The sequence below is a fragment of the Methylobacterium sp. E-046 genome (assembly GCF_022829625.1).
Taxonomy (GTDB): Bacteria; Pseudomonadota; Alphaproteobacteria; order Rhizobiales; family Beijerinckiaceae; genus Methylobacterium; species Methylobacterium longum.
The window spans coordinates 15,935-28,290 of the sequence record NZ_JAKSYP010000063.1; the positions used below are offsets into that span (position 1 = coordinate 15,935).

Annotated in this window: 10 protein-coding genes; 4 read left to right on the forward strand and 6 right to left on the reverse strand. The window is 69.5% G+C overall.

The features are described 5' to 3' along the window. The first annotated feature begins 59 nt into the window (after nt 1-59). Nucleotides 60-1,667: a TadG family pilus assembly protein gene (locus tag MKK82_RS03970; RefSeq protein ID WP_238292263.1), complete on the forward strand. Its 1,608-nt coding sequence runs from the start codon at nt 60-62 to the stop codon at nt 1,665-1,667. Between the two features lie 406 nt (nt 1,668-2,073). Beyond that, on the forward strand, nt 2,074-2,472 hold the full coding sequence (locus MKK82_RS03975; RefSeq protein ID WP_243984704.1) for a hypothetical protein: 399 nt from the start codon (nt 2,074-2,076) through the stop codon (nt 2,470-2,472). Between the two features lie 35 nt (nt 2,473-2,507). Here the strand turns inward: MKK82_RS03975 and MKK82_RS03980 are convergent, their stop codons facing one another. Continuing rightward, nucleotides 2,508-3,143, reverse strand: a complete 636-nt coding sequence (locus tag MKK82_RS03980; protein WP_243984706.1) for a PAS domain-containing protein — start codon at nt 3,141-3,143, stop codon at nt 2,508-2,510. A gap of 110 nt (nt 3,144-3,253) precedes the next feature. On the opposite strand from MKK82_RS03980, the gene MKK82_RS03985 reads away from it, so the two are divergent. Continuing rightward, nucleotides 3,254-3,559: a hypothetical protein gene (locus MKK82_RS03985; protein WP_238292269.1), complete on the forward strand. Its 306-nt coding sequence runs from the start codon at nt 3,254-3,256 to the stop codon at nt 3,557-3,559. Between the two features lie 192 nt (nt 3,560-3,751). On the opposite strand, the gene MKK82_RS03990 is transcribed toward MKK82_RS03985, so the two are convergent. Further along, nucleotides 3,752-5,143, reverse strand: a complete 1,392-nt coding sequence (locus MKK82_RS03990; RefSeq protein ID WP_238292271.1) for a hypothetical protein — start codon at nt 5,141-5,143, stop codon at nt 3,752-3,754. Nucleotides 5,144-5,678: 535 nt separating this feature from the next. On the opposite strand from MKK82_RS03990, the gene MKK82_RS03995 reads away from it, so the two are divergent. Continuing rightward, complete coding sequence (locus MKK82_RS03995; protein WP_243984708.1) at nt 5,679-7,112, forward strand: TolC family protein; 1,434 nt, start codon at nt 5,679-5,681, stop codon at nt 7,110-7,112. Here the strand turns inward: MKK82_RS03995 and MKK82_RS04000 are convergent. The 4 genes from MKK82_RS04000 to MKK82_RS04015 form a co-directional block, all read right to left on the reverse strand. Further along, nucleotides 7,051-9,210, reverse strand: coding sequence for a peptidase domain-containing ABC transporter (locus MKK82_RS04000; protein WP_243984710.1), 2,160 nt, complete (start codon nt 9,208-9,210; stop codon nt 7,051-7,053). The genes MKK82_RS03995 and MKK82_RS04000 overlap by 62 nt on opposite strands. Nucleotides 9,211-9,214: 4 nt before the next feature. After that, complete coding sequence (locus MKK82_RS34160; protein ID WP_238292277.1) at nt 9,215-10,474, reverse strand: HlyD family secretion protein; 1,260 nt, start codon at nt 10,472-10,474, stop codon at nt 9,215-9,217. After that, the gene (locus MKK82_RS04010; protein ID WP_243984712.1) at nt 10,471-11,391 is read right to left on the reverse strand and encodes a hypothetical protein; all 921 of its coding nucleotides are present in this window, start codon (nt 11,389-11,391) and stop codon (nt 10,471-10,473) included. Before MKK82_RS04010 ends, MKK82_RS34160 begins: the two co-directional genes overlap by 4 nt. An 87-nt stretch (nt 11,392-11,478) precedes the next feature. Beyond that, nucleotides 11,479-11,664 (reverse strand): hypothetical protein, encoded by a 186-nt coding sequence (locus MKK82_RS04015; protein ID WP_238292281.1) that lies wholly within the window; start codon nt 11,662-11,664, stop codon nt 11,479-11,481. Nucleotides 11,665-12,356: the final 692 nt, after the last annotated feature.

Sequence of the window (12,356 nt, forward strand, 5' to 3'; positions counted from 1 at the left end):
GAACGGAGCGCACGCGTCGCAGAGACTGTTTCGGACGCGAGCGCGGCGGGAACGTCGCGGTGATCGTCGCGCTCGGAAGCGCCCTGCTGATGGGGGTGAGCGCGATCGGCATCGATCTCGGCGTGGTCGTCCAGGCTCGGCGCAAGGCGCAGGGGGCCGTCGACGTCGCCGCCATGCTCGCCGCCGCGAACCCCAGCCGGGCCGACGCTCTGGCTCGGCAATCCCTCAACGACAACGGCTACAGCGCGGGGAACCCGGTCGTGGTCACGGCGGGCGCCTATGCCGCCAGGACGCAGGTCGCCCCCGCCAGCCGCTTCCAGTCGGGCGTCAGTCCGACCAACGCGGTCCGCGTCGCCCTTCAGACGTCCGTGCGCACGCATTTCGCCCGGGCGGTCGGCCTCGCCCCGGTCGTGCCGATCAGCGTCACCGGCACGGCGGCGCAGGCCCAGTTCGTCGCCTTCTCGATCGGTTCGGGGACGGTCGCCCTGCAGGGCGGCATCGCCAACGCAGTGCTCGGCGCGATGCTCGGCGCGAAGCTGTCGCTCAGCGTGATGGACTACAACGCCTTGGTGGGGGCCCGCGTCGATGCCTTTCGATTCCTGGACGCGCTCTCGACCAGCCTCAACCTCCAGGCGGCGACCTACAACGACGTCCTCCAGAGCAATGCCAGCATCGGCCAGATCATCCCGGCCCTTCAGGTGGCGGCGCGCGGCGAGATGAACGCGGCCCCGGTGCTGAGTGCGCTCGGCACACTCCTCGGCAACCTGACTGGCTCCGCGGGCGCGACGGTTCCAGTCTCGCAGATCGTCGACCTGGGCGATGCCGCCAATCTCGGCCCGGCGCGCGGCAGCGTAGGTCCCAAGGTCCCCCTGCTCGCGCTCATCACCGACGCCGCGTCGATCGCCAACGGGCAGCGCCAGATCGCGATCGATCTTGGCGCCGGACTGCCGGGCCTGCTCTCCGCGCGGGTGACACTGGCGGTCGGCGAGCGGCGTCAGAGCTCGAGCTGGGTTCAGCCCGGCACCGGCAACGCCACCATCCACACCGCGCAGACGAGACTGCTGATCGAGGTGACGATCACGGCGCCCCTCGGCCTCGGCAGCATCAACCTCCCGATCTATGCCGAGATCGCACCTGCGACGGCGACGCTGAAGTCGGTGACCTGCCCGTGGTCGGCGGCGAGCCCGCGCAAGGTGACCCTCGACGCCCAGGCCGGCCTGTTCACGCTGGCGGTCGCCAAGGTGTCGCCCTCGGCGATCGCCGTGGGCGCCGCGACGCCCGACCTGACGCAGCCCGCCGCACTGATCAATCTGCCGCTGATCTGGGTGAAGGGACTGGCCCGCACCACCGTGGCCTCGCCCAGCCCGCAGACCCTGACGTTCACGGACAGCGACATCACGAATTACGTCACCCGAAGCGTCACCTCCACGGGTCTCACCACGTCGCTCACCGGCAGCCTGATCCAGAACCTGTCACTGAGCGTCGATGGTCTGGATTTCGTCCTGTTGACGCTGCTGAAGCCGCTGCTGCTGCCGGTCCTGTCCGCCGTCACTCCCACCCTCGACCAGATCCTCGACAACGTTTTGGCGTTGCTCGGCATCCGGCTGGGCTACGCCGATGTCACGGTCGACGGGACCCGCTGCGATCAGGCCGTCCTCGTGCAGTAACGGCTCGATCCGGCCCCCTGTCGACGCCCCTTAGAGGATTGATCGAAGGATCCGACTGCCGGTTCGATGGCGACACAGCCGATGAACAAGGACGGCCTCCAGAAAAACCTCCGGCGACCGCGGCTCACGACAGTCTTGAAACCAAGCGGCGCCGCGGTAATCGCGCGGAGCTGCGATTCGATTTCGACGCCGGCACGCGGTGCGTCGGAGTGTTTGCGCGTGTCGACGGTCGGCGTCCGCGATCGAACCGGCCTGTGGACGACCGTCTCGTCGCCACCGTCGTCAAAGGCGCGGCTAGGCAATTAACCCATGTCAATCCAACTAAACGCGAAATCAATAAAATTCAGAGTGGTTATAGCTGCGCACTTGCAACTACGACGTGTTATACGCTATTGATGGCGCTGCGATGCAAATCAGCAATGCTTGTCTTGGGCGTTGTCGTGCGTTGACCCCGGGGGGCCGGATGAGATCGAAGATGCAGCCTCCGATCATATCAGAGCCCGACACGGATCCGAAGGGCGAGGATGTTCCTGGCCCCGCGTCGACACGGATTTCCGCCAGCGGCCGACTCCTGCGGCGGATCGCCGAGGCGCTTCAGGTGCCGCCTTCGGTTCTGTACAGCCCGTCCAATGCCGACAGCCCGATCGGCCGAGCCGATGGCGATGACTTGCCCGATCTTGACTGCGACTGCGTGGCACTGCTGCACGCCTACACGCTGATCCGCGATCCGGGAACGCGCCGCGGGCTGCTGACCCTCGTGCAGGCTGCGGCCGATCGGGAGGACGCAGCCCCTCCGCATCGTTGACGCGGCGGGCGCGGAGCCGGACAACAGCGCCGCGGTCAGTGCACCGTCAGTCCGGAGGCCGATTCGGATGAAGGCGGCGCCTGCACGAGGGTCGCCGCGATCTGCCGCCCGAGCTCGTGCAGCAGCTTTTCGATCAGCGGTCGCATCGACTTGGCAGCCTCGGTATCGAGGTCGCGCCCCATGCGCTCGATCTCCAGGGCCCGCTCGGTCATGCGCTCCAGGACGGAGCCCGGCCCCTCGCGCGCGCTCAGGAACCGCGCCGGCCCGTCGGTGTGTCCGTCGCTCCGGCTATCCGTCACGTCGAGGATGATGCCGCGCCCGTACATCCGCCCGCTGGCATCCCGCTGGTAGCATCCGCGTGCCAGAACCCAACGCACGACGCCCTGGGCCGGGACGACGCGGTGCTCCCAGACAAAGACGCCGCCCTCTTCCACCACGAGGCGGCGACGCTCCCGATCCTGCTCTAGATCGTCCGGATGGAAGATCGCCAGGAGACGCGCGATCGCGACGCCCTCGGCGGCCTCGGCCTCCGACAAACCGAAGAGCCGGGCCATGACCGCATCGCCGCGCGTCCGGTCAGCCTCGATATCGGTTTCCCAGACGCCGATGCTGAGCGCGGCCAGCGGCAGCGACTGCGACCACAAAAGATTTTTGGGTAACTTTCGCGGCATGCACCGACCGGCTGTTTTGCAGCTTGATACGAGCTGAGGAACACAATTTTGCGCAACTTCGCAACCAGGGTATCCGATCCTAAGCAACCACGGCCAGCGGCGGACCCGGGATGGCGGAGCACGACGACGGAGAGGCGCACGCGGTCGGCTTCGCTCGGGTGGATACGGCCGCGGCGTCGGAGCGCGCCCGCCTCCAGCGATTGCTGCGGCGCGTCGCCGACGCCCTTCAGGTGCCCGAAGCCAGCCTGTACGACGCCGTCGCCCGTTCGTCGCCGACGAAGACCGGGTCAGACGCTCCCGGGGACGATCTCGCCAGCCAATGCGCGGCACTGGAGCGGGCGTTCCGGCGCATCCGCGACCCCGAGGAGCGACGACGGCTCCTCGCCCTCGTGCAGGCGGCGTCCGAGCGGCTTTGAATGATCCGGCACGGAGCGGATGGCGCCGCCCCGGCGCCGCCATCCGCGGTGACGACGCGCCCTCCTCCGTCACGTCATCCGGGTCAGGCAGGTGCGGGCCGTGGTCGTGCGGCGCAGCGATGCGATCGATCTGGCCGTCACGCAGGCCGCCGGGACGGGGAGCGTCCCGGCCCGTGAGGATCGGCGCGCCGGTCAGAATTCTCCGGCGAGTCCCGCCCGCGCTCCGAGTGCATTGTCGCCGCCATAAGCGACACCCGCGGTGATGGCGATCGGCACACAGCAGGTGGGCAGCCGGTGCGCCAGGGCGACGCCGCCGGCCCATTCGCCCCGGTAGGTCGCGCCGTTCGTCGCCCAGGTGGTCTTGCCGGGCGCAGAGGGCATCGGAGCGGTGGCCATGGCGATCGCCATGGCGACGCCCTGCCGGGCTTCCTTGCGGGTCTGGATGGCGTAGCGCTGCACCGCGTCCGTCTTGGCTTCCAGGTTGTTCACCTGAGCCTGCACCGAGTCGATGCGGTTGCCCAATCCGGCGATGGTCGACGGTCCGTAGGCGGAGGCCGCGAGGTTCCCGGCGGCGTCGGTCGTCACGAAATTGGTCGCGCCGCTCTGGGCCGCGGCGCTCGCCGGCGAGGCGATCCCGGCCAGCGTGTAGGTGTTGCCGGCGTTGCCGATCGCGACCTGATTGGCCCGGGTCGTTTTGACGTTGGCGCCGATGGCGACCGTGTTCGCCTGATTGGCGGCGGCGCCGTTTCCGAGCGCGACGCTGCTGTTTCCAGCCGCCGAGGCCGCGGCGCCGATCGCCGTGGATCCCGAACCCGTCGCGCCCGCGACGAAGCCGAGGGCCGTGCTGCCGTCTCCCAGCGCCGCAGACGCCGTGCCGATTGCGGTGCTGCCGACCCCCTGGGCGCTCGCGGCATAGCCAAGGGCGACGCCGCCGGTATTGCCGGCGCTCGCCCCGGTTCCGATCGCCGTCGCTGCGGTGCCGGATGCGCTCGATCCGTATCCGACGGCCAGCGCGTCCCCGCCGATGGCGCTCGGACCCGCTTGGCCGCTCGTGTTGTTGGCTGCGATGCCGGTGATTTCCGAGAACGAGGTGAGCCGAAGATCGGTGACGACGCTCTGGCCCTGCACCTGCGTGACGTTGCCGGTGATGATGTAGACGCCCTGGCCCCCGCCGGTGCCGCCGGTGCCCCCTCCTCCGGTCCCGCAGGTGCCGCACGCGCCGCCTGTCCCGGCCGTTCCGAGGGTGAGACCGGTGCCGAGCAGGCCGTCACCCGGTCCGGTCGTGCCGACGATCAGCCCGGTGCCGAGGACACCGGCCCCGCTCGTGCCGACCTGCACGCCGGTGCCGAGAAGGCCGCTGCCGGGATCGCTCGTGCTGACGCTGAGTCCGGTCCCGAGGAGGCCACCGCCACTCGTCCCGATCTGCACGCCGGTGCCGAGGAGGCCGCTGCCCGGATCGCTCGTGCTGACGCTGAGTCCGGTCCCGAGAATGCCGCCGCCGGATGTATCCAGCGTGCCGCGCAGCAGTTGCGCCTGCGCCGGTGACGCGACGACAAGTCCTGGAAGCCCACTGCACAACAACAAGGCCGCAACGCTGACGCCGCGTGTCGAAGACCTCTCTCGGATCGACCTGAATGATCCGGCGGAAACGTCACGCATCTGCGATTCCTCTGCTGAGGTACTGTACGAAGCCCCCGGTGCCCCGGCGCTTTCGATGTGCACACTTTGTGGTTGAAAGGTTGATCCTATCTTAAAGTTGTATCTACAAATTCATTCAACCTCACTGCGGTGGTGGGCGGGCCGTCGGCGCTTTGGCGACGCGTGAAGGGCACGGACCCGCGGCGCCCGCAGCCGCGTGCGTTCCGCACCGGTTCGAAGCCGATCAGTCCCCGGTTGTGCCCGGGCGGATCCCAGAGACGATCCGCTCACCCGACCATTCAGGACTCCGCGGCGCCGGCGACGGATTCGCTGACCGGCCGCGGGCGATACACCTTTAAATTGCGATTAAGCATTCGTTTGCCATACCGGCACGGGTCGCCCGCGCTGGGCACAGCGAGACACCGACAGGAATGCGGCGGCCGCGACGGGATCCGTCGTGCCGCCGTTCGTGAGGACGTGGATGCCGCCTTGGAGTGCCCAGGCCGTCTTGGTCGCGGCGGTGGTCGGACACCTGGCGGTCGACCCGATCCGGCCGGCCTGCGGCCGGGAACGGGCCGATCCGGCCTCCGCTGCCCTCGTCGAGAGCTTCGCGCTCCGTGCCGAAGACGCGCGCCAGGACGCCACCGAGGCCCGGCTGCGCGGCGCGCAGGACGCCTTCATGCCGACGGTGTCGGCTCTCGCCGACGCGCCGTTGAGCAGTCGGATCCGCTACAGCCCCGAACTGGCTCCGACGATCCTCGGGCTCGATGCGACGCCGCGTTCAGCACCCTATCAACTGGGGATCGTGGCCGATCTGCCCGTCTTCGATGGGTTCAGGCGGCTCAACACCCTGCGGGCGGCGGATGCAGAGGTCCAGGCAGGGCGCGCCGCCGTCGTCGGCAAGCGCCAGCAGGTGCTTCTGGAGACGGCGCTCGCCGTCTTGTCGGTGATGCGCGACGGGCAGATCGTGAGGTTCCGGGAGGCCCAGTGCGCGGCGATCGGCCGGATCCTGGAGACGACCCAGCGGCAGCGCGCGGTCGGCGACGCGACGCGCACCGATGTAGCCCTGGCTCAGTCCCGCCTGCAGGCCGCGGAGGCGGGCCGGGACCGTGCCCGGGCCGAACTCACCGTCTCGCGTGCCGCGGTAGTGCGCCTGACCGGCCTCGAGCCGGAACAAGTGGCCGCGCCGCGCCTGCCCGGCAGCCTTCCGCGCACGGCCGACCTCTATGCGGCCCAGGTGCGGGATGCCAATCCCGCGCTGGTCGCGGCGCGCCTCGATGCGCATTCGACCACCGCCAGGGCCAGGGCCGCGGGCGCGGACCTCCTCCCGACCGTCAACCTGCAATTCACGCGGGTCGCGCAGTACGGCTATAGCGCGGCGCTCGATCGCATCACCGACACCACCACCCGCCTGCTCGCCCGGATCCCGATCTACGAGCCGGGTGCATTCCCCCGCGTGGCGGAAGCCTCCGCGCTGGCGCGTCAGCGCGGCTACGAAGTCCAGGATGCCGAGCGCGAGACGCTCAGCACCGCGCACGCCAATTTTCTCCGGTACAAGATCGTGTCCGATCAGGCGACGCGCCTGGTGGCCCGCGTCGAGGCGTTGCGTCAGTCCGTGCGCGGATTCGAGATCGAGCGTGGCGCGGGCTTTCGCACCATCCTCGACGAGTTGAACCTCCGGGCCGAACTCGGCGACGCCGAATCCGGCGCGGCCGCCGTCGCGACCGAGCGCGATGCCCTGTCCCTGGCGCTCGCCGCAGCCGCCGGGCTGCTCGACGTCGATCGACCCGGCGCGGCCGGGCGTCGCGCGCGCTTGCTGCCGCCGGCGAACAAACCCGCGGTGCGGCCGGAAGTCAGGCGAGCTCCGGAAGCCGCCCTGCGGCTCTCGCGGTTCGATCCGGATCAGCTTCCGTGACCAGCCGCCCGTTCGCCACGCGTACGACCCGGTCGACGCAGGCGAGCACGTGCGGGCTGTGCGTGACGTAGACCTTGGCCGCGGCGACGTGGCGTAAGCCCTCGACCAGCGCCCGCTCGGTCTCGGGGTCGAGATTGGCGGTGACTTCATCGAGCAGGAGCAGACGCGGCCGTCGACACAGGGCACGGGCGACCAAGAGGCGCCGCCGCTGGCCGGTCGAGAGAAGGCCGCTCTCCTCCGAGACCAGGGTCGCGAAGCCCTGCGGCAGCGCATCGACGGCCGCGCCGAGCCCGACCTGATCGAGGGCATCCTCCATCTGCGTCCGCGTCACCGATGGGTCGAACAGGGCGAGATTGTCGGCCACCGTGCCGGCGAAGAGGCCGTCATCGGCGAAGACGACGCCGAGATTGGCGCGGAACTCGCGCCGGCCGAACTGATCCAGGGTGGTCCCGTCCACCGAAAGGCGGCCCGCCGCCGGATCGTGCAGGCTCGCCAGGACCTTCAGCAGGGACGACTTGCCGGAGCCCGACGCGCCCATGATCGCGATGCTCTCGCCGCCAGCCACATCGACCGTGAGGTTCACGTCCACGAGGAGCGGCGCATCGGCCCGGCCGAACTGAATGCGGACCCCGTCCAGCGCCACGCTCCAGCGAACGGCCCGGTGGATGCGGACGCCCGCGGCCCCCGGTTCCGGATCCTGTCCGACTAGGTCGTCGAGGCGCTGGAAATGCACGCGCATGACCGAGAGATGCATCAGGTTGACGGTCAGCCGGTTCACGCGTTCGAAGAAGTCGCCGCGCAGGGCGAAGAACGCGTAGAGCGAACCGATCGTCAGGCTGTTCCCGATGACGGCGCCCACGCCCATGTACAGCGTCGTCACCGTGCTGGTGGCGATCACCACGTGCATGAACAGTTCCGCGTCGATGGTGGCGTGCCGCGCGCGGAAATCGGTGTTGGCGAAGCGCGTGAAGCTCTCGAACCACCGCATGGCGAACAGGTCGGTGGCGTTGTGGGCCTTGAGGGCGGCCACCCCGCGCAGCCCGTCGAGGAGCCGCGCCTGCTCCTCGGACCGCGCCTCCAGCGACGCGGCGGTGTGGCGGCGCAGGGCGGGGAAGGTCACGGCGCGGGCGATCAGCACGGCGACGAGGGTCAGCAGCGTCACCCCGGCCATGAGCGGAGCGTAGTAGGTCATCAGCCCGACGAGCAGCAGCGACGTGGCCGTGTCGGCGACCGCCGTGACGAGGCCACCCACCAGGAAGGTCTTGATGTGGTCGATGGAATCGACCCGAACGGCGAAATCGCCCGGATGTCGCCGCTCGAAGTAGCCGAGCGGCAGGCGGAAGGCGTGGCCGACGACGTTGCGGGTGAATTGCAGCTGCAGCAGCGTCGAGGATCGCAGCACGATCGCATCCCGCAGCCAACGGCCGACCGCCTCGAACACCATCATCGCGGCCAGGCCGATCGCGAGCACGCGCAGGAGGTCGAGGTCGACTTGCGGGATGACCACGTCGAGGGCGATCTCCAGCAGCACCGGCATCCCGAGGGCGAGAAGCGCGATGGCAAGGGACACGAGGCTGATCTGCCAGACCGTGTTGCCGAGGCCGCGCGTGGCGCGGAACACCTCCACGAAGCCCAGGCGTCGCTCGGCGGTGAGCCGGGCGAAATCCATCCGGGGCTGGAACTCCAGCACCACGCCGGAGAACAGGCGCTCCATGTCGGCCCGGTCGTAGATCCGAAGACCGAATTCGGGATCGTGGACGTGGTAGCGGCCGGCCCGGATGCGCTCCAGGACGACGAAGTGATTGCCGTTCCAGTGCAGGATGGCCGGCAGGGCGACACTCGTCAGCTCGCCGACGTTGGAGAGAGCGAATCCGTTCGCGTCGAGGCCGAGCCCCTCGGCGACCTCGACGATATCGCCGAGGGACATGCCGCTCTGCGAGAGCGGAAAGAGGGCGCGCAGGTAGCTCAGGTCGATGTCGTGGCGATGGACGTTGGCGATCATCGCCAGGCACGCGAGCCCGCACTCCTTCGCCTCGCTCTGCGCGACCGGGCGGACCGCGCGTCGGTGCGCCAGCACGCGCTTCAGCCATTCCGCCATCGCGTCAGCCCCTTCCTCGCATCGCCCGGATCGGATCGAGCACCCAGTCGATCAGGCGGCGGCGCTCGACCACGATGTCGGCGCTCAGCGTCGAGCCGATCCGGATCGGCTCCTCGGCGCCGTAGGCCTGGACCGTGCGCGCGTCCGGAACGACCTCGATGCGGTAGGTGGATTGGCGGGTGGATCCCAGCTGGTCCGCGCCCGCGAGTGCCTCGGCCGCCGGCCGCTGCGGCGAGGCAGCGATCGACGTGATGGTCCCGTGCCCGATCCCGAAGGTCTTGTACGGGAAGGCGTCATATTTCAGCACCACGCGCTGCCCGATCTTGGCGAAGCCGATGGCGCGCGCCGGCACGTCCAGCACGATGAGCGGGTCCGCCCCCGCGTCCCCGACCGCCGCGAGCACCTGATCGGCGGCGACGGATCCGCCGACCTCGACGAACAAGCCGGCCACCTGCCCGTCGACCGGGGCCACGATGTCGAGGCGGGACTGCGCGGCGAGGCCGGCGAGCTGCGCTTCGATCGCGCTCAGTTCGTTGCGCACGGCGGCGAGCTGGCCCTCCTTCTCCGCCATCACGGTCCGCTGGGAGCGACCGCGCTCGGCCGCCTGCTGGCGCATCTCGGCCCGGCGCGCCCGCAGCTCGGCCATCTGGCGGCCGTACTCCAGAAGCGCGCGGCGCTGCGCGTTGAGGGCATCCCGCGTCGCGTAGCCCTGGTCGAGATAGGCCTGGACGCGTTCGACCATCGCGCCCTGCTCGCGCAGCCCCTGGCGCAGGACCACCTCCTGCCGGTCGAAGGCGACCGCGACGGCGTGCATGTTGGCGTCGATCTCCGCCCGCTCGCTGCCACCCTGCGCCAGGAAGGCGGTCAGGCGATCGCGTTCGCGGTCGAGCACCCCGCGCCGCTCGACGAGGCTCTTCCGCTCGGCCGCGACCGTGGAGATGCCGCCGGCGAAGCGCTCGTGGAGTTGCACCTGCAGCAGCCTCTGGCCGCGCCGCACCGTCTCGCCCTGGCGAACATCGATCGACGCGACGATTCCGGGAGCGCGCGCGTCGAGACGCGAGAGCCCGGAGACAGCCGAGACGTAGCCGCGCACGGATTCGGTGCGGGCGAAGTGCCCGAAGAGGAGGGCCGCAACGACGACGACGATCATCAGCCCGAAGAACCATGCCAGGGCCGTCGATCCGCGGTCGCCATGCAGGTGAAGGGCGCCGGCCCGCCGCTTGAGAAAGCCGGGCGGTGCCTGCGCCGCGCGGTCCTCGCTCACGCAGCCCCTCCCCGCGGTACGGGTTCGCCGGCCGCCGGCAGAAACTCGGGCAGGCGCGCCCAATGGTGCCACTGCTCGGGCCAGGTGCGGACCGTCGCCTCGATGTGACGACGCATCAGCTCGGCCACGCGGTCGCGCTCCTCCGGGTCGTTCGCTCGGACGGTGAAGGGATCGCTCGGCATCACGATGGAGCCGCCGGCCCGTGCGGCGACCGCAAGGGGCACGACCGTTGCGCCCGTCAGGTGAGCCAGGGTCTCGATGCCGAAGGCGAACGCCGTGGGAAGGCCGAGGACCGGCATCGCGGCCGGCCGTCCATAGCTCGGCGGCAGGTCGCCGAAGACGACGAGGACCGCGCTCTGGCGGGCGAACCGGACCGCCGGCAGGTAGCCCGACCGGTCCGTGACGGTCAGGAACCGCACCGGGATCCCGAATTCGGTGATGCGCTGCATGACCCGCGTCTCCAACGGCCGGTCGTCGCGCCGCCTCAGGACCAGCAGCGACCGGTCGGGGAAGAAGGTCAGGAGGATCTTGAGGAGGCCCAGCACGTAGGGCCCCATGTGCAGGGGTGCGAGGATCACCGGCTCCCCGCGGGAAGCGAGATGCGTCAGGATCTCCGGGGATCGTACCGACACATGGTCGAGGTCGCTTCTGATCCCGGTGAGGCTGCGTCTGTGCAGCGACAGCCATTCCATCTCGGCGAGCGCGTCGTGGAAGGCGGCCTCGCGGTCGAGGCGCACGGCCTCGCGCCGGGGCAGCCGGAGCACACGCTCGAAACAGGGTGACAGACCGGCGCGCGCACCGCCACGGGTGAGCGCCGTCAGATGAAACAGGCTGCGCAGGGCCCGGCGCCGGGCGCGGATCGGCAGGCTGGCGACGAGCCCGGCCACAGCGGAGATGCCTGGGAGTTGCTCCGCCACTGGTATCGTCCATCCTGTTCGGATTGCACCCGTCGCACGCTGGCCGAGGCCGGCGCGCGGGACGAGACCTCGCGCACCGGCTCCCCGTCAGCGAGACTTGCCGGACGACGAGCCCAGGTTCAGGCCGAGACCGACGCCGATACCGCCGAGGTTCAGCCCGACGCCCAGGCCCTGAGGCGAGCCATGACCGCCGGACACGGTCTTCAAGGTCTTCAGATCAAGCTTCTTCATCGTTTCGCAACCTTCATCGCGAGCGACGGGATGATCGCTCATCCACCATTTATAGTTGTATCAAGCCGCCGTTACATCAATCAGAGATGGTGTAAAATACTTACTCGCGAGTGAAGGCTGTGGATAGACCGGCGCGTCGATCCGAATCGCGAACGTACGGGCAGGGCGAACGCCGAGACGCGGCTGACGTGCCCTCCGGACGGCGGAAGCGGCTTCGGGTCCGACGGTCTGAAGCCGCGACGACCGGCCGTCTGCTGGGTGCGCCGGACCAATCCGGCATGGAACCCATCCCGGCGGAGCAGCGCAGGCGCGCCGCGGAATCGTACCGGTGTTCCGAAGGATACGTGAACCTGGAGCCGCATGAGGACCAGCACGTGGCGCGGGAGTGCGCATGGTCACGCCAATCAGCCCTTTCTCATCCCGGGCGCAAACTACCGAAGAACTGGCCCCGATCGCGATACACAGCAGGCGGAAACGGCTCAGCCATGACGGTAGTGCACGCAGGGGTTGTTCGAGGGCACAAAACTGGATTGCCCGCAATTGAGTTATCGCGCGGTCGACTTAAATGATGCCCGAAGTTGGAGAGTGACTCACGACATGACGATGGCCAACAGTCCGAAGCTCACGACGGATGCGGACCGCACGATCGGTGGTCTTGTGGCGAGCCTACGCAAGGCACAGGGGCTGAGCCAGACCGCCCTGGGTCACGCGCTGGGCGTGAGCTTTCAGCAGGT

What these genes read in the sequence shown, in the direction of transcription:
- MKK82_RS03975 (WP_243984704.1), top strand. Translation starts at nt 2,074, where the DNA reads ATGCAAATCAGCAATGCTTGTCTTGGGCGTTGTCGTGCGTTGACCCCG.
- MKK82_RS03980 (WP_243984706.1), bottom strand. Translation starts at nt 3,143, where the DNA reads ATGCCGCGAAAGTTACCCAAAAATCTTTTGTGGTCGCAGTCGCTGCCG.
- MKK82_RS03985 (WP_238292269.1), top strand. Translation starts at nt 3,254, where the DNA reads ATGGCGGAGCACGACGACGGAGAGGCGCACGCGGTCGGCTTCGCTCGG.
- MKK82_RS03995 (WP_243984708.1), top strand. Translation starts at nt 5,679, where the DNA reads ATGCCGCCTTGGAGTGCCCAGGCCGTCTTGGTCGCGGCGGTGGTCGGA.
- MKK82_RS04000 (WP_243984710.1), bottom strand. Translation starts at nt 9,210, where the DNA reads ATGGCGGAATGGCTGAAGCGCGTGCTGGCGCACCGACGCGCGGTCCGC.
- MKK82_RS04015 (WP_238292281.1), bottom strand. Translation starts at nt 11,664, where the DNA reads ATGAGCGATCATCCCGTCGCTCGCGATGAAGGTTGCGAAACGATGAAG.